General features: G+C 67.3%; 22 protein-coding genes. 8 read left to right on the plus strand and 14 right to left on the minus strand.

What is annotated here, in order from left to right:
* Positions 1-28: 28 nt before the first annotated feature.
* Genes H7J06_RS08435 through H7J06_RS08450 form a run of 4 tightly spaced genes read left to right on the plus strand, consistent with a single transcriptional unit; the run spans position 29 to position 4,307 of the window.
* Positions 29-1,426: an MFS transporter gene (locus tag H7J06_RS08435; protein WP_264038286.1), complete on the plus strand. Its 1,398-nt coding sequence runs from the start codon at positions 29-31 to the stop codon at positions 1,424-1,426.
* A gap of 43 nt (positions 1,427-1,469) precedes the next feature.
* Positions 1,470-2,711: a D-mannonate dehydratase ManD gene (manD, locus tag H7J06_RS08440; protein WP_264038287.1), complete on the plus strand. Its 1,242-nt coding sequence runs from the start codon at positions 1,470-1,472 to the stop codon at positions 2,709-2,711.
* A complete protein-coding gene (locus H7J06_RS08445) occupies positions 2,701-3,360 on the plus strand; it encodes a bifunctional 4-hydroxy-2-oxoglutarate aldolase/2-dehydro-3-deoxy-phosphogluconate aldolase (protein WP_264038288.1) in 660 nt (219 codons plus the stop codon). The genes manD and H7J06_RS08445 overlap by 11 nt, the downstream gene beginning before the upstream one ends.
* Positions 3,357-4,307, plus strand: coding sequence for a sugar kinase (locus H7J06_RS08450; protein ID WP_264038289.1), 951 nt, complete (start codon positions 3,357-3,359; stop codon positions 4,305-4,307). The genes H7J06_RS08445 and H7J06_RS08450 overlap by 4 nt, the downstream gene beginning before the upstream one ends.
* A gap of 13 nt (positions 4,308-4,320) precedes the next feature.
* On the opposite strand, the gene H7J06_RS08455 is transcribed toward H7J06_RS08450, so the two are convergent.
* The 11 genes from H7J06_RS08455 to H7J06_RS08505 form a co-directional block, all read right to left on the minus strand.
* Entirely contained in the window at positions 4,321-5,010 is a 690-nt protein-coding gene (locus tag H7J06_RS08455; protein WP_264038291.1) for a class I SAM-dependent methyltransferase, read from the minus strand.
* A gap of 164 nt (positions 5,011-5,174) precedes the next feature.
* Positions 5,175-5,375 (minus strand): hypothetical protein, encoded by a 201-nt coding sequence (locus tag H7J06_RS08460; protein ID WP_264038292.1) that lies wholly within the window; start codon positions 5,373-5,375, stop codon positions 5,175-5,177.
* A 7-nt stretch (positions 5,376-5,382) separates the two neighbouring features.
* Positions 5,383-6,636, minus strand: a complete 1,254-nt coding sequence (locus H7J06_RS08465; protein ID WP_264038293.1) for an SLC13 family permease — start codon at positions 6,634-6,636, stop codon at positions 5,383-5,385.
* A 201-nt stretch (positions 6,637-6,837) separates the two neighbouring features.
* Positions 6,838-7,677 (minus strand): alpha/beta fold hydrolase, encoded by an 840-nt coding sequence (locus H7J06_RS08470; RefSeq protein WP_264038294.1) that lies wholly within the window; start codon positions 7,675-7,677, stop codon positions 6,838-6,840.
* A gap of 4 nt (positions 7,678-7,681) precedes the next feature.
* Positions 7,682-8,284 (minus strand): amino acid synthesis family protein, encoded by a 603-nt coding sequence (locus tag H7J06_RS08475; RefSeq protein ID WP_264038295.1) that lies wholly within the window; start codon positions 8,282-8,284, stop codon positions 7,682-7,684.
* A gap of 29 nt (positions 8,285-8,313) precedes the next feature.
* On the minus strand, positions 8,314-8,799 hold the full coding sequence (locus tag H7J06_RS08480; protein WP_264038297.1) for a VOC family protein: 486 nt from the start codon (positions 8,797-8,799) through the stop codon (positions 8,314-8,316).
* 21 nt (positions 8,800-8,820) lie between these two features.
* On the minus strand, positions 8,821-9,849 hold the full coding sequence (locus H7J06_RS08485; RefSeq protein WP_264038298.1) for a WD40/YVTN/BNR-like repeat-containing protein: 1,029 nt from the start codon (positions 9,847-9,849) through the stop codon (positions 8,821-8,823).
* 28 nt (positions 9,850-9,877) lie between these two features.
* Positions 9,878-10,672 (minus strand): SDR family NAD(P)-dependent oxidoreductase, encoded by a 795-nt coding sequence (locus tag H7J06_RS08490; RefSeq protein ID WP_264038300.1) that lies wholly within the window; start codon positions 10,670-10,672, stop codon positions 9,878-9,880.
* Positions 10,669-12,198: an aldehyde dehydrogenase family protein gene (locus H7J06_RS08495; protein ID WP_264038301.1), complete on the minus strand. Its 1,530-nt coding sequence runs from the start codon at positions 12,196-12,198 to the stop codon at positions 10,669-10,671. The genes H7J06_RS08490 and H7J06_RS08495 overlap by 4 nt, the downstream gene beginning before the upstream one ends.
* Positions 12,195-13,748 (minus strand): acetolactate synthase large subunit, encoded by a 1,554-nt coding sequence (locus H7J06_RS08500; protein ID WP_264038302.1) that lies wholly within the window; start codon positions 13,746-13,748, stop codon positions 12,195-12,197. The genes H7J06_RS08495 and H7J06_RS08500 overlap by 4 nt, the downstream gene beginning before the upstream one ends.
* A 163-nt stretch (positions 13,749-13,911) precedes the next feature.
* A complete protein-coding gene (locus tag H7J06_RS08505) occupies positions 13,912-14,652 on the minus strand; it encodes an IclR family transcriptional regulator (protein ID WP_264038303.1) in 741 nt (246 codons plus the stop codon).
* Between the two features lie 173 nt (positions 14,653-14,825).
* Between H7J06_RS08505 and H7J06_RS08510 the strand changes: the two genes are divergently transcribed.
* From H7J06_RS08510 to H7J06_RS08520, 3 genes are read left to right on the plus strand one after another with little or no spacing between them, the layout of a single operon-like run.
* Entirely contained in the window at positions 14,826-16,307 is a 1,482-nt protein-coding gene (locus tag H7J06_RS08510; RefSeq protein ID WP_264038304.1) for an aldehyde dehydrogenase family protein, read from the plus strand.
* Between the two features lie 46 nt (positions 16,308-16,353).
* Complete coding sequence (gene wrbA, locus H7J06_RS08515) at positions 16,354-16,977, plus strand: NAD(P)H:quinone oxidoreductase (protein WP_264038306.1); 624 nt, start codon at positions 16,354-16,356, stop codon at positions 16,975-16,977.
* 36 nt (positions 16,978-17,013) lie between these two features.
* Positions 17,014-17,682 carry a DsbA family oxidoreductase gene (locus H7J06_RS08520; protein ID WP_264038307.1) on the plus strand — a complete coding sequence of 223 codons (669 nt, stop codon included), beginning with the start codon at positions 17,014-17,016 and terminating at the stop codon, positions 17,680-17,682.
* On the opposite strand, the gene H7J06_RS08525 is transcribed toward H7J06_RS08520, so the two are convergent.
* The 3 genes from H7J06_RS08525 to H7J06_RS08535 are packed head-to-tail and all read right to left on the minus strand — an operon-like array spanning position 17,683 to position 20,372.
* A complete protein-coding gene (locus H7J06_RS08525) occupies positions 17,683-17,994 on the minus strand; it encodes an NIPSNAP family protein (protein ID WP_264038308.1) in 312 nt (103 codons plus the stop codon).
* Complete coding sequence (locus tag H7J06_RS08530) at positions 17,991-19,772, minus strand: bifunctional 3-(3-hydroxy-phenyl)propionate/3-hydroxycinnamic acid hydroxylase (protein WP_372515271.1); 1,782 nt, start codon at positions 19,770-19,772, stop codon at positions 17,991-17,993. Before H7J06_RS08530 ends, H7J06_RS08525 begins: the two co-directional genes overlap by 4 nt.
* Positions 19,773-19,799: 27 nt before the next feature.
* The gene (locus H7J06_RS08535; RefSeq protein ID WP_264038310.1) at positions 19,800-20,372 is read right to left on the minus strand and encodes a PadR family transcriptional regulator; all 573 of its coding nucleotides are present in this window, start codon (positions 20,370-20,372) and stop codon (positions 19,800-19,802) included.
* Positions 20,373-20,492: 120 nt separating this feature from the next.
* On the opposite strand from H7J06_RS08535, the gene H7J06_RS08540 reads away from it, so the two are divergent.
* Positions 20,493-20,906, plus strand: a complete 414-nt coding sequence (locus H7J06_RS08540; protein ID WP_264038311.1) for a nuclear transport factor 2 family protein — start codon at positions 20,493-20,495, stop codon at positions 20,904-20,906.
* Position 20,907 lies beyond the last annotated feature (1 nt).

Genomic DNA, 20,907 nt, shown 5'->3' on the forward strand with positions numbered 1-20,907 from the left:
AACGTTGCAACCATCCCGAGGAACGTCTATGACTACAGCACAAACCCCCGAACCGCGCGCGGACGAACATCCGCCGGTCGCCCAACGCAGCACCGCCGACCTGGTCCGGGCCGCCGTCTCCGGATGGTTGGGCACCGCACTGGAGTTCATGGACTTCCAGCTCTACTCGCTGGCGGCGGCGTTGGTGTTCAGCCAGCTGTTCTTCTCCGGCGAGAGTGCCGGGATGGCCGTGGTTCTGTCGATGGCCACCTATGGCGTCGGGTACATCGCCCGTCCCCTTGGCGCCATCTTCTTCGGTCGGCTCGGTGACCGCATCGGACGGCGAAAGGTGTTGTTCTACACCATTCTTCTGATGGGCGCCGCCACCACGTTGATCGGCGTCCTGCCGACCTATCAGCAGGTGGGCGTGCTGGCACCCATTCTGCTGGTGGCGCTGCGACTGCTGCAGGGCTTCGGGGCCGGCGCTGAGATCAGCGGTGCGGGCGTGATGCTCGCCGAGTATGCACCCGTCAAGCGGCGCGGTTTCGTCGCCTCCCTGGTGGGCCTCGGCACCAACTGCGGAACGCTGTTCGCCTCGGGCATCTGGGCGATCCTGCTTGGCGTGATGGTCGAGAGTGACGTCATCGCCTGGGGCTGGCGCATCCCGTTCATCGCCAGCGCCATCGTGATGGTGTTCGCGGTGTGGGTGCGGTTGAACCTCAAGGAAAGCCCTGTCTTCGAAGAGCGCGAGGACGTCGTCGACGGGCGGGCGATGTCCCGCGAGGAGATATTGGCCCAAGCCGGGCAGGTCGAAACCCGGACCGTGGAAGCGTTGCAGCGCAAGCCGATCAAGGCAACCGCCGTGGCGTTCTTCCTTCGATTCGGCCAGGCCGGCAACTCGGGGCTGATCCAGACCTACCTCATCTCGTTCATGACCCTGACGCTCGCACTGCAGAAGAGCCTCAGCGCCAACATCGTCATCGTGTCCTCCCTCGTCGGATTCCTCACCATCCCTCTGATCGGTTTCCTCGGAGACAAGTTCGGCCGACGCAGGATGTACATCATCGTCATGTCGTCCGCACTGGTCGTCGTCGTTCCCGCCATGATGGCGATCGACTCGAAGAACCTGCTGTGGGTGTTCATCGGCTACGTCGTGCTCCACAACGTCGCAGTGCTCAGCCCGGCCTCGCTGGAGAACGTGTCGATTCCCGAGATCTTCGGTTCCCGCAACCGCTACACCCTCACCGCCGTGGTCCGAGAGATCGCCGCGGTGATCGCCACCGGTATCGGACCCGTCCTCGTCGCCGCCTGGGTGGCCGCCACGACGGGCAGCCCCATCCCGATCATGGTGATGCTGGTGCTGTACTCGCTTGCGGCGCTGATCGTCGCCGTCTGGGCCAAGGACTGGACCGGACGCGACCTCACCGACCCGCTACCCGCCATGTGACGGAATTGAACCGAAACAGCCTCCGTCACAACGAAAGAGAATCATGACCATCCAGAGCATCGACGTCAACGTCTGCAGTCCGGGCCGCAACTTCGTCACCCTCAAGGTCGTCACCAGTGACGGTGTCGTCGGGTGGGGTGACGCCACGCTCAACGGGCGCGAACTGTCCGTCGCGGCATACCTGTCCGAACACCTGGCCTCCATGTTGATCGGTCGCGACGAAGATCGGATCGAGGACACCTGGCAGTACCTCTACCGCGGTGCCTACTGGCGCCGCGGGCCGGTGACCATGGCCGCGATCGCCGCGGTCGACATGGCGCTGTGGGACATCAAGGCCAAGAAGGCCGGGGTACCGCTGTACCAGCTGCTGGGCGGCGCCAGCCGCGACCGCGTTCGGGCCTACTGCCATGCCTCCGGCACCGACTATCCGGCGCTCAAGGACGCCATCAGCGGCTACCTCGACGCCGGGTACACCGCGGTGCGCGTGCAGACGGGGGTTCCCGGGCTCGGGCAGATCTACGGGGTGTCCACCGCGAAGGCGGGCGGCCGATACGACTACGAGCCGGCCCACCGCGCCGCGGACGGAAGCGCGGCGACCGCGCCCATCGAGGAGGTCTGGGACACCCGCGCCTATCTGTCGCACATGCCCTCGGTGTTCGGCCGCATCCGGGAGGACTTCGGTACCGGAGTTCGGATACTGCACGACGGGCACCATCGAATGACACCCATCGAAGCCGCGCGGTTCGCGAAAGACGTTGAACCCTATGACCTCTTCTGGCTGGAGGACTGCACACCGGCCGAGGATCAGGCGGCGTTGCGCTTGGTGCGTCAACACTCCACCACGCCACTGGCCATCGGCGAGGTGTTCAACTCGGTCTACGACTACCAGACTCTCATCACCGAGCGGCTGATCGACTACGTGCGGTCTGCGGTCACGCACACCGGCGGAATCACTGCGATGAAGAAGCTGCTGGACTTCGCGGGCATCTACGGCATCAAGTCCGGCATGCACGGGCCGACGGACGTGTCGCCGGTCGGGATGGCGGCAGCGCTGCACCTCGACATGGCGATCCACAACTTCGGCATCCAGGAATACATGCCGCACAGTGACCTCACCCTGGACGTGTTCCGCACGTCGTACACGTTCGATCGCGGCTTCCTGCATCCTGGCGACGCGCCAGGCCTTGGTGTCGAACTCGACGAAGAAGCCGCCTCGGCCTTCCAGTACACGGCGGCGTACCTGCCAGTGAATCGACTGCAGGACGGGACCGTTCATGACTGGTGACACGCTGACCCCGGTACGGCTGGACCTCCCGGCTCGCACCGCGGCCGCCAAGCTCATCGTGGTGGTGCGGGCGTCGGACGCGGCCGACTACGACGGGGTGCTCGACGTGTTGGTCGAGGCCGGAATCCGCAGTGTCGAACTGACTCTCACCACACCGGACACCTTGGCGCGGTTACCCGAGCTGCTCGAACGATTTGGCGACGTCGCCGACGTCGGCGTCGGCACCGTGGTCGACCGCGCACAGGTGGACGCCGCCGTCCGAGCCGGGGCGCACTACCTCGTCACCCCCGTTGCGGACCCCGATCTGGTCACGGCGGCCACCCGCGCCGGGGTGCCCATCGTGCCCGGCGGGCTGACGCCGACCGAACTGTTCGGCGCATGGCGCGCCGGTGCTGCGGCCGTGAAGATCTTCCCGGCCAACGTGGTTGGCCCCGGCTACCTGAAGGATCTGCGCGGGCCGTTCCCCGGCATCGCCGCGGTTCCCTCCGGTGGCGTCGACCTGGCTGGCGCCGCGGCGTGGCTGAAGGCCGGTGCGGCAGCGGTCAGCGTCGGCGGTCCGCTGCTCGGCGACGCGCTGCGCGGCGGTGACCTGGCCGCCCTCCGAGACCGTACGTCGCAGTTCGTGTCCCTTTGCGGGGAGACGACGTGAGTGCCCGGGTCGCCACCCTTGGCGAGACCATGGCGTTGTTGCGCACTCGCGACGTCGGGTCGCTGCGGCACGTCTCGGAGATGGTCCTCGGCATCGGTGGAGCCGAGAGCAACGTGGCAATTGGGCTGCGCCGCTTGGGCGTCGACGTCACGTGGCTCGGCCGGGTCGGCGACGACCCGCTCGGGGAGCGGGTCACCCGTGAGATTCGCGCCGAGGGGGTGGACGTCCGGGAGGTCGTCGACGCCGACGCTCCCACCGGGTTGATGCTCAAGGAGCGGCCGTCGTCCAGCTCCACCGCGGTGTTCTACTACCGCGCCGGTGCGGCCGGTTCGCGACTGCAGCCCGAGGACCTGCCGCCCGGCTGGGTCGAGGACGTCGAACTGCTTCACGTCACCGGCATCACCGCGCTGGTGTCCGACAGCGCGCGGGATTGCTTGCTGGCCGCGGTGAGTCGTGCGCGGGCCGCCGGTGTCCGGGTCAGCTTTGACGTGAACTACCGGTCGACGTTGGCACCGCCCGACGTCGCCGGTCCGCTGCTGCGCAAGATCGCCGAGAACGCCGACCTGGTCTTCGGGGGCGCCGACGAACTGCGGTTGCTGTTTCCGGACGGGGACGCCACCGAGGCCGCCGAACGCCTGGTGCACGGCGGCTGTGGCGAAGTGGTGGTGAAGAACGGAGCCGACGGGGCCGCCACGCATTGCCCCGGCGAGGTCGTGAACGGCCCCGGCTTCTCGGTGGACGTGGTCGACACCGTCGGTGCGGGTGACGCATTCGTGGCGGGCTACCTCAGCGGACTCCTGCAGGGTGTGGACGTGCCCGGTCGGCTGCACCGTGCCAACGCCTGCGGAGCCATGTTGTGCATGACGCCGGGGGACTGGGAGTCGAGCCCGACGTTGGGCGACGTGGAGCGGTTCTGCCAACCGGGCACCGATCCCGTCCTGCGATAGCGCGGGAAGTGGGTCAGGCGTAGCCGACCCAGCCACGGAAGGTGAACGCGGAGAAGAACTGCGTGACGCCGGTGAAGCCGGCCTCTTCCAGGACGGCCTGGTCCTCGTCGGGGTTCAGCGCCGGCATGTGGTGGCGGAGCATGGTGCCGGCCCTTTCCACGTGGGCTGGTTCGACCCCCGAGGCGGCAAGGTATGCCTCGTGACGTGTCAGCCACAGCTCTCGCTCGGCCGGGTCGCCCTGCCGATAGCTGACGTGCATGACCACGAGCGGTGCGCCGGGCCGCAACCGCCGGTGCACGTCGGAGAGGGTGTTCACGCGCTCATCGCGATCGATCAGATGCAGGAGCAGCAGCGCCGTCGCGGCGTCGAACGGTCCATCCGGCGCGTCGTCGACGTAACCCCGGTGCACGCTCATCCGGGTCGCAAGCGGCCCAAGGGTGGTCATGGCGAGGTCGAGCATGGCCGCCGATGGATCGACGGCGAGGAACGTCCAGTCGGGATGCGCTGTCGCCAGGGCCTTCGTCTCGAGCCCACCCCCGGCCCCCAGCACCAGCACCCGGGCATCTTCGGGCGTCCCCTCGGCGAGCAGCACTGATGCCATGGTGTGGACGTCGTGGTAGCCGGGGACCGCCTTGGCGGCCTGTTGGGGATAGGTGGCCACCAGAGCGGGATCGGCGAAACCATGTGGAGATTCGGCATTCATGTGGGCTATCGTGTCGCCGTTTTGCGTGATGTGGCAAGTAACTTTGCCAATGTGGCAAGTCCTGACGGCTGCCGACGTCACGTATGTCGGAGCGACGTTCGGAGGCGGGCTGGCACTTTGGCGTACGACGATCGGGTGTAGAGCGAAATCATCCCGCCCCATGATCATTTGCGGTACCAGGGCGTGTGGTAGAGCTCGCCTTCGGCGTAGCCCTGAATCAGGGCGAGGATCAGGTCTTTCGCCTCGACGAGTTGGGCTAGGAAACCGTCCCTGTTGTCGGCGGGATGTTCGGCGCCACCGGCCGCTTCAGGGTGACGACCTGGTCCACGTCCACGTCCGCGTCCCCGGCCGCCGACCGCCTTCACTCGTCGATCACTGCAGGGCGATCGGCACGAGGGCCAACAGACCAGGGACGATCAGCGCCAGGCTGCCGGCCAACGCCAGCAGTCGGCGGAACAATGAATCTTGGTATTGCACAGCGCTGTTGCCGATGATCAACGTGCCCGCGACGTGGATGGGGTTCATCACCATGAGTGCGGCGGGAACGCATACCGCGGCGGCGACCCAAAAGACGACCTGGCTGTGGGCGAAGGCACCGAACGCGATCGGCATGACCAGACCCAGGACGCCGAGGGTAGAGCTCTCGACGTTGCACAGCAGGGCCGTCAGATACGCGAGCACCAAGATCAGCAGGGCACCGGTTCCGAGGTGACTCAGCAGACGTCCGATCGAATCCATCGTTCCGATCTGTTGAAGCAGACCGAGATAGGTCAACAATCCGCACAGCAGCAGGATCGAGTTCCACGGGATGCGGGTCAGCAAGGTCCGCTCGTCGGGTCGGAACACGAATTGCTGCAAGACCGCCACGCACATGGCGGTGACGCCGACGTCGGTCTTGAGGACGACGACGAAGAAGACGAACACCAGCAGCCCGACGCCCGAACAGACCATGTAGGCAGTGCTGGAGTGCGACCGTTCGTCACGCGGCTCGCTGGGGAGGGGCTCGATCTGGGAGCCGGGACCACGACGCCGGCCCAGGGCGTCGAGCGTCTGCAGCGCCAGCACGACCACGACGGCGACGCCCACTGATACTGCCCACAAGCCCCATCCGGGATAGCTGACACCCGCCTTGGTGGCTGCCGCCCGCACGACCGCGCCCGTCGGATTCAGCGGCGACAGTCCGGCGGTGTTGGCGCCGATGACGACCGCCAGCTCGGACATCAGGAACGTTCCGCGGTAGCGGCTGCTCACCTGGGCCACCATCGGTACCATAAAGGCGATCACGGCCGTCGAGAACGCGCCCGCGCTGGACAGCGCGCTGGCGATGACGAATCCGGCCCACGGCAGCAAGACGCGTCGGTTACCGACTGCGCGATAGACCCGGTCGACGAGCCATCCCAATGCGCCGCTGCGGTCGAGGTGGGCGAATAGCAGCGAGACTCCGGCGATGAGGACGAAGAGGTCGCCGGGAAAGGCGGTGTACATGGACTTGGCAGGTAGGCCCGACAACGCGAGAACCGGGAGCGCTGCCCCCAGTGCCAGTACGCCGATGTTCATCCGTCGCGCGATCGCCAGGACCAGGACGACGAGCAACAGTCCGATGGCCAAACCTTGAGCTGGGGTCACCGTGTTCTCCCGTCGTGGTCGGCGCGGTCACGCTAGCCGATGCGAGGTCCGGCGGAGTCCGCACCCCGAGAACGTCCAGGCAATCCCCAGCAAGGACGGCTGTCGGCCCGGCGACGCCGACGTAGGTCGTCGAGTCGTGGTGTCGCATCCGCCGTCTCGTGGCGGCGTGATCCGGAGCGGCCCTCGTGCGGTGTCGGCCAATCAGTGCAGGAAGTCCGATACCAGCTCGACGAAGGTGGCCGGGTCGTCGTCGTGGACGTAGTGACCGGCGCCGGGGACCTCGGCCCAGCGCACCAGCGGTTGACGTCGGACCATGTCGGCGCAGATGCTCTCCGGCAGGAAGTCCGACTGCCCGCCGCGGATCACCAGGGTGGGGCAACGGAGCGATTCGACGCACTCCCACAGGTCGACCGGACCGGCGGGATCGCCGCTGAGCCGGGCCGCACCGATGCCTTCCATGTCGAGTTTCCACCCCCACCGTCCGTCTCCCAGCGGGCGGACGGTGTGCGCGACGCGGGAGGCAAGTGCCTCGTCGCTGATGGCCGGTCGAATGCCGCGCCAGTAGGCGTGCACGGCCTCCAGCGACTCGAAGTCGGTTGGTGTCGAGGTCATCTCGCGGATCACCCGGTCGGCCCCCGCCGTCGCGGTCGACGATCCGGGGCCGAGGTCCTCGACGACGAGCTTGCTCACCCGGTCGAGATGACGGGCCGCGTAGGCATACCCAACCGAGCCGCCCATCGAGTGTCCGATGACGGCGAACCGGTCAAGGCTGAGGTGGTCGACGAGGGCCTCCACGTCGGAGACGTAGGCGCCTGTGAAGTAGTCCCGTGTGGGGTCCCAGTCGCTGTCGCCGCGGCCGCGGAAGTCCGGCGCGACGACCAGATGGTCGCCGGCCAGCGCAGTCGCGACGGTGTCCCAGGTGTGGGCGTAGCTGCGCAGTCCGTGCAGCGCCAGGACCGGTGGCGAGGCGGCGTCGCCCCATGTGAGGTACCGCTGGTGCAGGCCGTTGAGGAGGACGGTGGTGCTGACAGGTGGCTCCACGACGTCAGTGCAGGCCGTCGTCGCCGCGGATCGCGGCGGCGTCGAGCCCACCGAGACGGGCATGCAGTCGGCCCCGTGAGGCGAACGCGAAGGCGATCACTACCTCGTCGGCGCGCGGCGCGTCACCGTAGCTGACCGACACCGTGTCGTAGTGCGACCGGACGTACAGCGCGTCCTTGTGAGCCAGCGGAATGTCGACGGTGGCTCCGGGGCCCGCGACCTTGCCGGTGGACGGTACCCACGACTTGCCGCCCCCGATGGCTTGGCGCACGGGATCGGCGAATGTCTGTGTCAGAAAGGCGTTTCCGTGCTCGTACTCGCCGCCGATGCCGACCATGGCCGCCTTGCCGTAGCTCTGGACGCCTGCTGTTCCGGCGGCCTCCCTGGCTCGGCGCCCGAACTCGTGGCCCAACTCCTCTGAGCCGTCGACGATGTCGCCGAGGTCGGCGCTGAAGCGATTGGCGTAGGGATTGTGGATCGCCGCGGAGACGACGAACTTGCGCACCGGTGCGCCGTCGGGCAGCTGCCCCGTCTCGTTGGCAAGGGTCTCCTCGACGTGGAGGAACCACTTGCGGATGTGGTAAGCGCCAAAATTGTCACTGGGCACGGTCTTTTGATCCTTCCGATGTGAGATGGTCAGCGGTCGTAGAGCGGTTCGAGGTCGATGGGTGTGCTTGGCGCGTTGTGCTCGCCAAGCACGCGTTGCCCCTCGGCGTCGTCCGCGATGGTCTCGGAGAAGAACTCGAAGCGATTGCCGTCGGGATCCTCGAAGTACAGGCCGATTCCGACGCGATGGTCGGTGGTCTTGACCACCTCCACCCCCTTCGACAGCAGCATCGCGTACAGCCGCCGCAGCTCGTCGACGTCTCCTTGGATCTCGAGGCCGTAGTGCTGCATGCCGAGGCCGCCCTGTTGCGCGCCCTCCTCGGCGCGGATCAGGGCCAGGTCGTGGTGTTTGCGGCCGAACGAGAGGAACACCCACTGCGGTCCGCGCGCGGTGATCTTCATGTTCAGCACGTCGGCGAACCACTGCCCGGAGGCTTCCGGGTCTCGGACGTACAGCGAGAGGTGGGTGCGCACGACGACGGGCGTGGCGGTGGACGTTGGAACGGTTTCGGTCATGGTGACTCCGGTTCGGTCGACTTAGTGGTGAACGGCAGGCGGGTCGGCGGCGACGGCCGGAGTCCACGCCACGTCGGTGATCTCGGGGAAGTCTCGCCACTCCTTGGTGAAGCTGCGGCCACCGTCGGTGGACCGGAACAGGTTGCCGTACTTGGTGCCTGCGAAGACGAGGTCCGGATCGCAGGCGTGCTGGCCGAAACCCCACACCGTCGACGTCGCCGGGACGTCGAGGGTGGCCTCGGTCCAGGTCTGGGTGAGGTCGTCGGATCGGAAGATCCTCGTGGTGGTGCCCGGGGTTCCGTCACCGATTCCCAGCAGCAGCGAGTTGGTGCCGGGGATGCGTGCCACCAGACGGGTGTAGTAGATGCCCCAGGTCGACTTGGTGCCGGTTCGCTTCCACGTCAGTCCGTCGTCCTGACTGACGAAGAAGGCGTTGACGACCACGACGACGATGGTCTTCGGTGGGCCGTCGAGGACCACGATGCAGTGCACGTCGGAGTGGGTGACGCGAAAGGGTAGCGCGTCCTCCGCACCGTCGAGACGTTCCCAGTCGTCGCCGCGGTCGCGGCTGCGCCACAAGCCGCCCTCCTCGACGCCGAACCAGACCGACTTGCCGTCGACGTGGTCGTAGGTGATCGTCAGGATTCGTGGCTTGCTGACCCCGGCGCACTTCTCGGGAAGCTCCGGGGAGAGTCGGTCCCAGGTGACGCCGGCGTCACCGGTGCGGTACATGACGGCTCGAGACGGCGCTCCGGTGCCGACGGTGATGGAATCCGGATCGTGGGGGTCGACGGCGATGGCCCAGACCTGCTGGTCGTTGAACGGCGAATCGACTCGGGTCCAATGTGTTCCGGCGTCGTCGCTGCGGCCGAGTCCGACCTCGGCGCCGGCGTAGACGACGTTCGGCTGTTCGGGGTGCACGGCCAGGGTGCGCACCACCGAGTCGAATTCGAGCCCCTGGTCGAGGGGGATGCGACTCCAGGTGGCGCCGTCGTCGTTGCTGCGTAGCACGCCCTGTCCGGCGGTCGCTACGAGAATGGTGCCCAACATGTGAAGGTTCCTTTCGGCAGTGGTGCGGTTAGAGGAAGATGCCGCGGGTGAGTCCGCCGTCGACGCCCAGCGACTCGCCGGTGATGCCGCCCGCGGTGGGACCGGCGAAGAAGGCCACCGCGTCGGCAACCTCGGCTGCGGTGAGAATGCGGCGGATCGGGGTTCGGTCGACGAAGTTCTGCTCGACCTGTTCTGCTGTGATGCCCTGAGCCGCAGCGTTCTTCGCATACAGCTCGTGAATGTGCTCGGTCTCCACCACACCCGGGTGCAGGGTGTTGACGGTGATGCCGTCCGGACCGAGTTGGTCCGACAACGCCTTCGTCATGTGGACGACCGCCAGATTCCGCATCCCCGACAGGGCGTGACTGGAGCGCCCGGTGAGCCCGCCGATGTTCACGATGCGGCCGTAGCGGTGTTCTCGCATCTGGGGTGCGACCGCCTTGATGCAGCGGAAGTACCCGACGACCTTGGTGTTCAGATCGGCCAGAAGTGCCTCGGGATCTGCGTCGCCGATGTCGTTGCGCACCAACCCAGCCGGTGCCGCGGCGCCGTTGACGAGGATGCTGAGCCGCCCGACCTCGGCGGCGGCCTCGGCCATCGCTTCGACCGATTGGGTGTCGGTGGTGTCGGCGACCACCGGCACGATCCTGGCACCGGTCTCGGCGGTGATCTCTGCGGCTGTCGCCTCCAGGATCGCCATGCGTCTGGCGGCGATGACGACCGTCGCGCCGCGCAGTGCAAGGGCCCGTGTGACGGCCTTGCCGATGCCGAGGCCGCCGCCGGTGACGATCGCAACCTGATTCTTCAAATCCGTTGTAATCACGTGAGATTCACCCATACGCTCTTGGTCTCGGTGTAGTGTTCCAACACTCCGCGACCCATCTCGCGGCCCCAGCCGGACTGCTTGTAGCCGCCGAATGGTGACGCGGGATCGGTTAGGTTGTAGCAGTTGATCCAGACGGTGCCCGCCTTCACGGCCGCGGCGATGCGGTGTGCGGCGGTGATGTCGTTGGTCCAGATGCCGGCCGCCAGCCCGTACGGCGAGTCGTTGGCCTTCTCGATCAGGTCGTCGACGTTTCGCCACGGCATCGCCACCAGGACGGGTCCGAAGATCTCTTCCTGCACCACCCGCATCGACTGGGTGGTCTCCGACAACACCGTCGGGGCGAGGAAGTAGCCGCCGCGGTATTGCTCGTCGAGCCCCGCCGGAGTGACGCCGCCGGTCGCGAGCGTCGCACCCTGGCTGAGGCCGGATTGCACGTAGCCTCTGACGGTTTCGAGTTGGCGCCCGGACACCAGCGGACCCATCTGGGTGGCGGGGTCCTGGCCGGGGCCGACCACGATGTCCCTGGCCTTGTCGATGAGGGCGGACATCACGTCGTCGTAGACGTCGGCGTGGACGTACAACCGTGATCCCGCGGTGCACGTTTGGCCCTGGTTGAAGAAGATGCCGTCGGCGGCCGCGGCGGCCACCGCCACCGGGTCGGCGTCGGCCAGCACGATGTGTGGTGACTTCCCGCCGAGTTCGAGGGAGACCTTCTTCATGTTCCCGGTGGCAGCGGTGGTGATGCGCCGTCCCACCTCTGTCGAGCCGGTGAAGGCCACCTTGTCCACGCCGTGGTGCTCGGCGATCGCCGCGCCGACGACCGTCCCGAGACCTGTGACGACGTTGACCACCCCGGGTGGGAAGCCAGCTTCGGAGATCAGCTCGGCCAACCGCAACGTCGACAGCGACGTCTCCTCGGCAGGCTTGAGCACCAGGGTGTTTCCCGTTGCCAGGGCGGGCGCGAGTTTCCAGGACGCCATCGACATCGGGAAGTTCCACGGCACGATGGCGCCCACGACGCCGACCGGCTCGTGCACGGTGTAGTTGAGGATGCGCATCCCGTTGCGGGGTGACAGCGGGATCGTCGAGCCCTCGAACTTGCTTGGCCAGCCGGCGAAGTAACGGAACAACTTGGCCGTCGTCCCGGCGTCGACGGCGCGGGCGACCGAGAGGGGCTTGCCGTTGTCGAGCGATTCGATGAATGCGAGCTCGTCGGCGTTGGCCTCGACCAGTTCGGCGAGCCGGTGCAACAGCTCGCCGCGCTCCAGGGGATTGATGTCTCGCCAGGCCGGGTTGGACAGCGCGCGCCGTGCGGCGGACACCGCCGCGTCGACGTCGGCGCCGTTGCCCGCGGCGATGGTGGCGAGCGGCGCACCGGTGGCGGGGTTGACGCTGACCAACCGTTCCCCGGAATGGTTTGCGCGCCAAGCGCCGTCGATGAAGAGCCCGTGTTCGCGCGAGATGAACTTGGCCACGGCGGGCGGCGTCGAGGCCGGGAGTGTCGGGTGTTCGACTCTGGTCACAGCGCCATCTCGATCAGGTGGGGTCCGTCCGAGGCGAGGGCGTCGAGCAGTGCCGCGTGCAAGGCTCCGACCCGGTCCACCCGGCGTGCCGGCACTCCGAATCCGGTGGCCAGTGCTACCCAGTCCATCTGCGGTTCGGCCAGGCTGGTCAGGGCGCTGGCTTGCGGGCCGAACTCGGCGTTGTCGTGGCGCGACAACTCGGTACGCAGCACGTTGTAGGTGTGGTTGGCCGCGATGAGGACGACGACGTTGGTGTGTTCCCTGGCCATGGTCCACAACGCCTGCAGGGTGTACAGGCCGCTGCCGTCCGACTGCAGGGCGATGACGCGACGGTCGGGCGCGGCGATGGCGGCCCCGAGTGCGACGGGGAGCCCCTGGCCTATCGCGCCACCGGTGTTGGTCAGCACGGTGTGGGCGGCCGCCCCCGCCGACGCGGTGTAGAAGGGGTAACCGCAGGTGCCTCCCTCGACCGAGACGATCGCGTTCTCGGGCAGGCACGCTGCGACGGTGGCGCCGACGCTGGGGCCGGTCAACGGCTGGTCGGCGGCGGGCAGCCCGGGCGGAGCTGGTGGGGTGGAAGACATTGCCCTGCCGACGAGTTCGGCGAGCGCCACGAGCGCCGCCTCGGCGTCCTTGTCAGGGTCGGCGAGGTGGACGACGGTGTGCGGGGGTGCCAGCTCGCTGGGAATGCCTGCGTAGCCGAAGTAGGCGACCGGCTCGTCTGCGCCTGCCACGACGACGGCGTCGGCCTCCTTCAGGGCGGCTACGGCGTATTCGGGGAAGTAGGGCAGCCGGTCGACGTCAGGTAGCCCGCCGCCGCGTTCGGCGCGCGCCGGGAACGTCTCGCAGTACAGTCTGGCCCCGGTTCCGGCCGAAATGCGCGCCGCCGCAAGCTGTCCTACCTGGCTGAGGGCATTGCCGCCGAGCAGGAGGACCGACCGCGGACCCGCCGCACGGAGCCGGTCCGCGACCTCGCGCACGTGGGCGTCGAGTACCTGCGCGTATCGGACGACGTCCGTGCTGGGTGTCGCCGACGGCTCGACGATGTCTTGCTGATGGTCGGCCGACACGACGATCGTCGCGATGCCTCCGGTGTGGTTGGCCTGATCGACTGCCGCACTGGTGCATTCGTCGACGCTCGCGGCACTGGTGGTGGTGTGTACGGAGCCGACGGTGCCAGCCAAGGCGGCGATGTCGGAGGTCAACGGGGCGTCGTAGGGCAGGTGCCAGCTGGCGTGGTCACCGACGACGTTCACCACGGGCGTGCGAGCGCGCCGCGCGTTGTGAAGATTGGCCAAGCCGTTGGCCAGGCCGGGGCCCAGGTGCAACAGCGTGACCGCGGGTCGACCGGTGATCCTGGCGTAGCCGTCGGCGGCTCCCGTGCAGACGTTTTCGTGCAGGCCCAGCACCGCCCGGACGCCGGGCACCTCGTCGAGCGCGGCGACCAACGGCATCTCCGTGGTGCCGGGGTTGGCGAAGCAGACCTGGACGCCACGTCGGGCCACTGCCTGAATCAGTGCGTCGGCACCGGTCGTCTCTTTCGCGGGCACGAGCCGCCTTTCGATAATCGAACGTCGTGAACGAATATCGTCAAGAGTAGCGGACGCAAAGCCGCCACGGAACCCCCACGGGTCGAGTGGCGGAAGAACCGTCAGCGGCGGGTTGGGCGGGGCTCGCCTGCGAGGACAGGCAAAGTGCTTGCGGGACTGATGTTTACGCTGGGCCTGTGCTCAACGCGACGTCGCCGAGCAGCCGGCGGGTGGCGTCGGCGGCCGCGGTGGTCACGGCCCCGGTCACGCTGGTATCGATGTCCGCCTCGTCGTCGCCGAGGCGGACGATGCCGATGCTGGCCGTCGCCCAGTCGGAGGTGGTGATGGGTGCGGCGATGCCCGCCGCGCCAGCCTGCAACGCCCCGATGCTGACGGCGTACCCCCGTTCCCTGGCTCGACGTATTTCGGCCGTGTCGGTGGGCGCGGGTGGTCGGCCCGCGAGGATGGCCAGCCCGTCGGCGCCGAGGGCCAGCGGATGGCGGGCGCCCTGCCGAATCGCCAGGTGCAGTGTGCTTTCGGCGGGTTCCACGGTGAGCAGGATCAGGGCTTGGTCACCGTCCGCGATGCTCAGAAGCGCGGTGCTGTTCGTGGCTTCGGTGAGGCGGCGCAACACGGGAAGGACGGTGATCTGCAGCTGTGGCCGCAGTCGACTGGCCAGCTCGGCGATCCCCATTCCCAGCACGTACCGGTTGTCGATCCGCCCGACGAGGCGATGCAACTCCAGCGTCCGCAACAACCGGTACACCACGGCGCGCGCGGTCGACAACTCCTGCGCCAACTCCGCGGCGGTCAACCCGTCGGTGTTCTTGGCGAGGAGGGTCAAGACGGTCAAGCCTCGGTCCAGGGTCTGAGAGGTCTCGCCGCCAGCTGCGGAACTCGCTTGTGCCTTCGGCTCTTTGGCCATCGAAACCCCTCGCTCATCGGTGCTGCTCGCGCGCGCCGCGCCTTCCCTGTATTAGACACCACCTCTGTTCGGTTATCGGACGCTCCTAGCGTGAAACGGACGGGGATGCGGTTGACGGCCGGCGGCACGATGGTTATCGTTCGATAATCGACCGAGAAAGACGGTAATCGAACATGACGAATCGCGAAGCCGCCGAGGCGCTCGCCCGCAGTCTGCCAGCTCACCCCTATCTTGCCGGTCGATGGCACACGACGTCCGCCGCCGAACCCTTCGACGTCGTCGACCCGGTGACCGAACGTTCGATCGTCACGGTCGTCGAAGCCGACGCGGCGACCGTCGACGCCGCGGTGACCGCCGCCCGTGCCGCGATGGCCGAGGGGGAGTGGGGGCGCCTCGACGGCCCCACCCGGGGTCAGCTGTTGAACCGCCTCGCGCAACTGATCGAAGACCGCACCGAGGACTTCGCGAACCTGGAATCACTCGACGTCGGCAAGCCCGGGTTCGAGCCACGCGTCATCGACCTGCCCCAAACCGTGGCCACCTTCCGTCATTACGCCGGGTGGGCCGACAAACTTGAGGGCCGCACCATCCCGACCCCCGGCTACATGGGGCGCGCCACCCTGAGTTACACGGTTCGCGAACCGATCGGCGTGGTCGCGGCCATTACGCCGTGGAACTCGCCGACGATGATCGGTGCCTGGAAGATCGCACCGGCGTTGGCAGCCGGGTGCGCGGTGATCCTCAAGCCGCCGGAGGATGCGCCGCTCACCTCCCTACTGCTGGCGCAACTGGCCGAGCAGGCCGGCTTTCCCGCCGGAGCCTTCAACGTCCTTCCGGGGCGTGGGCCGACGACGGGCAGCGCGCTGGTCAACCACCCCGGCGTCGACAAGATCTCGTTCACCGGCAGTCCGCAGACGGGTCACACGGTCGCCATCGCCGCGGCGAACGGATTTCGGCCCACGACACTGGAACTCGGCGGCAAGAGCCCGCAGATCGTCTTCGCCGACGCCGATCTCGAGGCGGCCGCCGACGGCGTGGCGGCGGGAATCTTCGCCAACCAGGGCGAAGTGTGTGCGGCCGGAAGCCGAATCCTGGTGGCCCGCGAGATCCACGACGAATTCGTCGACCTGCTTGCCGTGCGCGCCGCAAAGGTGGTGTTGGGTGACCCGTTCGAGGCGAGCACCACGATGGGCGCGCTCGTCAACGCGAGACAACGCGACCGGGTGGCGCACTACGTCGACCTGGGGCGTTCCGAAGGTGCCCGCGTGGTGGTCGGCGGTGGCCGCCCGGACCGGACCGGCTTCTTCGTCGAGCCGACACTGTTCGCCGACGTGTCCAACTCCATGACCATCGCCCGCGAGGAGATCTTCGGACCGGTGGGCGCCGTCATCGGCTTCGATGACGACCAGCAGGCCGTCGCCCTTGCCAACGACAGCCGCTACGCGCTCGCGGCGACGCTGTGGACCCGAGACCTGACCAGGGCGCACACCGTCGCCCGGCGGGTGCAGGCCGGTGCCGTGGCCGTCAACGGTTGGTCACCCTTGGATCCTCGCTTGCCCTGGGGCGGTTCGAAGTTCAGTGGGCTGGGCCGCGAACTCGGCCGAGCTGGACTCGACGCCTATACCGAGGAAAAGACCATCACCGTCGTGCTGTGAGCGCGACGTTCAATCCATCCTGTTCGACCTAGAAGGGGCTTCACCCATGGCACGCGTACTCGTCACCTATTACAGCGCAACCGGATCCGTCCACCGCCTTGCCGAAGCGGTCACAGCGGGCGCGGATTCCGCCGGAGCCGAGGTCCGGCTGCGCCGGGCACCGGAGCTCGCTCCGGCCGAAGCGATTGCGGCCAACGAGGATTGGGCCAGCCATGTCGCGGAGACGCACGGCTCGATTCCCGAGGTCGAGCTGGCCGACCTGGAGTGGGCCGACGGCTATGCGTTCGGCACCCCGACGCGCTTCGGTGGCCCGGCCGCTCAACTCAAGCAGTTCATCGACACCGCCGGAGGACTCTGGCAGGAGGGCACGATGGCCGACAAGCCCGTCACGACGTTCGTCTCCGCCGCCGAGCAACACGGTGGCCTCGAATCCACCATCTTGGCCCTCAACAACGTGTTCTATCACTGGGGCGCGATCATCGTGCCGGTCGGCTACACCGACGACACCGTCTACGCCTCCGGCGGCAACCCCTACGGCACGTCGTGGGCCGCCGGCTTCCCGTCGTCGCTGCCCGACGAGGCGACGCTGGCGTCCGCCCGTTACCAAGGCAGTCGGCTCGCGCACTTCACCTCCGTGCTGGCTGCCGCCAAGGCCAAGGTCGTGGCGTAACCTCGTCCCCGCTGACCACTGATCGGGGGACCGCCGGTGACCACCACCGTCGACGTGTGGTCGGACATTCATTGCCCCTGGGCGCTGGTTGCCGTGCACCGGTTGCGCGCGGCGCGGGAACGACATGGCCTCGACGTCGTCTTCGGGCCGCGCGCTTGGCCTTTGGAGTGGGTCAACCGGCACGGCACGCCACGTGACGTCGTGGTGACCGAGACCGCCGCACTGGCGAGCCACGAACCCGACCTCTTCAGCGCCTACACCGACGCCTCCTGGCCCTCGACGTTTCTCCCGGCCTTCGAGATGGTGGCGGCGGCGCGGCGCATTCATGGGCTCCGCGCGGCCGAGGACGTCGACTACGCGCTGAGGCTGGCGTTCTTCCGCGACTCGGTCGACGTCAGCGTCAAGGCGGGGTTGGAGGCGGGCCTGTCCGTCGCCCGCGAGAATGGCGCCGACCTCGACGTCGAACGACTGCTGCGAGAGTGGACGATGTCCAACCCGCGTGCGGACGCGTACGACGACTTCGTTCTAAGTGCATCGCTACCGATTCAGGGCAGCCCGCAGATCTTTTGGCCCGACGGCTCCACTACCCACAATCCCGGAATGACCGACCACGACTGGCATGGCGGTCTGGTGCGCATCGGCGCGGTCGACCCGTCTGCGGCCGAGCGGCTCCTGCTGGCCCAGATGGGTCGTGACGCAGAGTAGTCAGTCTCCGGCACCGGGAACGGGCAGCAGGATCCGGTTGTGCTGGCCGACGAGTAGACCGCGCACCTCCCCGCGAAATGCGGTGAACCGGGGATCGTTCATCAGGTGGGCGCGGCGGTCGGCGCGGTCGGCGACGGATGCGTACTGCCACAGATAGGTCAACGTGTTGAGATCGCCCACTTCGCAGGTGAAGACGCCGAGGGGCGAACCGAGGGCTTCGATCTGGGCCTCGCGGCCGTGCTGGTTCCACGCCGCGAGATACCGCGGCACGCCACCGGGAATCATGGTGTAGACGCGTTCTTCGACGATCACGCAGTTCTCCTGTCGGGTGGGGGTGTAGCAAGAGGTGCTGCCAGCGAGAGCAATTCGGACACCTGGTGCCCGAGGTCGAAGCGCGTCGCTGCGGCGGCGACGTAGCGATCGGGGCGTAGCACCACGTAGTCGGATCCGGTGTCCTCGAACCATTGCCTCAGGTCGTTGTCGCGGTCCTCGAGCACCGTCGTGGCGATGTCGTCTACGGCACGGTGTGATGCCGGCGGGCACGAGCCGACCACCTTGACGATCGAGACGCCCATGACCCTCAACTGGTCGAGGACGACGGGAGACAGGTCGACGGCGGGGTCACGCTGCCACCCGAGCACGGTGATCCAATCACCCAGTGCATCGTCGAGTTTGGCGATGTCGCCGGTGGCGGTGCGTACGTCGGGTTGGATGAACATCGTCCCGACACCGGCCGCAGCCACACCTCCGGTGACGGCGAGGCCCTTGTCGTAGCAGGGCATGGGTTTGAACTTCATCTCCAGCGCCCACCGCTTCACCGGGGGCAACCACCCCGAGGCGTGCAGGAAGAGGTCACGGGCGACCGCGACGCTGCGGTGGGTGGGGCTCAGGATCCGGCCAAGCATCGTCGACATGGCGACCATGGCGGCGGCGTGGGGCCTTCGCTCGGTGTCGTAGGTGTCCAACACCGAGCTGGCGAGCTGGCCCCGCAGGACACCGGCCAGCTTCCACGACAGGTTGACCACGTCGCGTATTCCGGTGTTCAGTCCCTGGCCGGCCCACGGTGGCATCAGGTGCGCGGCGTCACCGACGAGAAACATGTTCCCAGAACGGAAGCGGGTGGCGACCCGGGAATGATGGGTGTACACCCGCGCGCGGACGACCTGAACGTCGGCCGGATTCTCCACTCGCCCGGCGAGCAGCTGGCGCACCATGTCGTCGGCCAGAAACGCCTCGGCGTCCTCGCCGGGGAAGAGCATGAACTCCCACCGCCGGAAGCCGTGCGGCAGATGGATGCAGACGTAAGGCCGGGCGGGGTCGCAGTGCAACGCGGTGAACGGAGCGTCGACCGAATCGTTCTCGCAGTCCACGACGACCCACTTGTGCGGGTGGGTGTCACCCTCCATCCGGATCCCCGCCCAGCCGCGCACCGAACTGCGTCCTCCGTCAGCGCCGATGACGAATCGCGCTCGCACGGTGCGTGTTCGACCGTCAGGACCGGTCAGGTGTAGATCGGCGCCCGAGTTTGTCGTGGCCAGCTCGACGACGTCGTGGCCGAGGAGTTGGTGAACCCCTTCGAATCGGGTCAGGCCGCGGCGAAGTTCGTGTTCGAGGTTCTGCTGCATGAAGATGTTGCGCCGCGACCACCCGAACTCCTTCGTGCTTGGCCGGACGTCGGCCACGCATCCGCCCTTGCGGTCGAATAGTCGCAGCGGCACGTTGGAGATGACGTCGTCGACCACGTCGTCGACCAGGCCGGCCAATTGCAGGGCGCGCAGGGACTCGTCGTCGATGCCTACTGCGCGTGGGTATTCCACGATGTCGGTGCTGCGGTCGATCAATGCGGTTTCGATGCCGTATTGCCCCAGCATGTTGGCCATTAGGGCGCCGCAGGGGCCGGCTCCGACGATCGCCACGTCGACGCGCAGCGGTGCTGCTGCTGGCGAACCTCGCATCATTTGGTCCTCGTAAACAGATCGTCCCCGGGTGCAGTTCCGGAGTTGGGCCGGGTCACCATATTGTTCAGTAACCGTACGACATGTTCGCAAATCGAACAATGCCGAGGGCGGCATTGGTCGTCGAGCCGTCATGACGTATGGCCCTGCGGAGTTCGTGTTCTACGAGTCGCTGCCGGAGCGAGGGAACCGACGATCGATGATCGACAGGGCGTGCTCGGCCCAGCGGATGTTGTCCTGTTCGAAGGCGATTCCCCGAAGCAGGGTGAGGTAGGGGCCAACGGCGTTCGTCGTTGCCAGGTGCTGGTCTTCGGAGTCGTCGCCGAGCATCCGGGTCCTGATGCGTTCGAGAAGTACCAATTTGTCCGTGGCCCGATGGATTTGGTTGGCCACGGCGTCGCGAACCGCCGTTGCATCACCTGCGTCGAGGGCTTGCACCATGACGAGCAGATCGTCGCGGATGGCGGTGGGCTTTGGCTGCTGGCAGGTGAACACGCGGATTGCGTCGTGGCCCGCGGTGGTCAGGGTGTAGAGCCGCTTGGTGGGGCGACGTTCCTGAGGGACCACCCGAGCTTCGATGAGGCCGTCGGCGGCCAAGCGGTCGAGCTCACGGTAGAGCTGCTGCGGAGTGGCGGTCCAGAAGTTGGCGACTGAACGGTCGAATCGCTTGGCCAAGTCATAGCCGGAGGCTTCACCCTCGAGGAGCGCTGCCAACACCGCGTCGCGAAGCGCCATCCGACGACACTACCTGTTCGCTAGTCAACGAAGTGAATAGTCGCATCTAGACATTTTGCCGGCACCGCGGTTAGTGTCGCTATCGACTAATCAACTTTATGACTAGGTAGGAGTGGTGGCATGCAGCAGTTTCGCCGGGCAGTCGAGGCGCGCGACGAAGAGGCAATCGCCGCGCTCCTCGCCGAAGACGTGGTGTTCACCAGCCCGGTCGCCTTCAGTCCGTATCCGGGCAAGGCGACCACCGCGGCGATTCTGCGGGCGGTACTGCGGGTGTTCGAGGACTTTCACTACGTCCGCGAGATCGCCGACGCCAACGGTCGGGATTCGGCGCTGATCTTCAAGGCCGTCGTGTCCGGCAAGCAGGTCAACGGCTGCGACTTCCTCCACGTCAACGACGAGGGCTTGATCGACGACTTCACCGTCATGGTCCGTCCACTGTCGGCCGCGGTCGCCGTATCGGAGGCCATGAGCGCCCAATTCGACCGAGTGCAGCGAGAAGCCGCGGCCGCGGCCACTGATCACTCCGACATGTAAG

Source organism: Mycolicibacterium hodleri (genome assembly GCF_025822245.1).
GTDB lineage: Bacteria > Actinomycetota > Actinomycetes > Mycobacteriales > Mycobacteriaceae > Mycobacterium > Mycobacterium hodleri.

Bases quoted from the DNA above. Each gene is read 5' to 3' on its own strand.
- H7J06_RS08540 (WP_264038311.1), top strand. From the start codon at position 20,493: ATGCAGCAGTTTCGCCGGGCAGTCGAGGCGCGCGACGAAGAGGCAATC.
- H7J06_RS08505 (WP_264038303.1), bottom strand. From the start codon at position 14,652: ATGGCCAAAGAGCCGAAGGCACAAGCGAGTTCCGCAGCTGGCGGCGAG.
- H7J06_RS08535 (WP_264038310.1), bottom strand. From the start codon at position 20,372: ATGGCGCTTCGCGACGCGGTGTTGGCAGCGCTCCTCGAGGGTGAAGCC.
- H7J06_RS08480 (WP_264038297.1), bottom strand. From the start codon at position 8,799: ATGACCGAAACCGTTCCAACGTCCACCGCCACGCCCGTCGTCGTGCGC.
- H7J06_RS08455 (WP_264038291.1), bottom strand. From the start codon at position 5,010: ATGAATGCCGAATCTCCACATGGTTTCGCCGATCCCGCTCTGGTGGCC.
- wrbA (WP_264038306.1), top strand. From the start codon at position 16,354: ATGGCACGCGTACTCGTCACCTATTACAGCGCAACCGGATCCGTCCAC.
- H7J06_RS08530 (WP_372515271.1), bottom strand. From the start codon at position 19,772: ATGACGGCTCGACGACCAATGCCGCCCTCGGCATTGTTCGATTTGCGA.
- H7J06_RS08510 (WP_264038304.1), top strand. From the start codon at position 14,826: ATGACGAATCGCGAAGCCGCCGAGGCGCTCGCCCGCAGTCTGCCAGCT.
- H7J06_RS08445 (WP_264038288.1), top strand. From the start codon at position 2,701: ATGACTGGTGACACGCTGACCCCGGTACGGCTGGACCTCCCGGCTCGC.
- manD (WP_264038287.1), top strand. From the start codon at position 1,470: ATGACCATCCAGAGCATCGACGTCAACGTCTGCAGTCCGGGCCGCAAC.
- H7J06_RS08435 (WP_264038286.1), top strand. From the start codon at position 29: ATGACTACAGCACAAACCCCCGAACCGCGCGCGGACGAACATCCGCCG.
- H7J06_RS08485 (WP_264038298.1), bottom strand. From the start codon at position 9,849: ATGTTGGGCACCATTCTCGTAGCGACCGCCGGACAGGGCGTGCTACGC.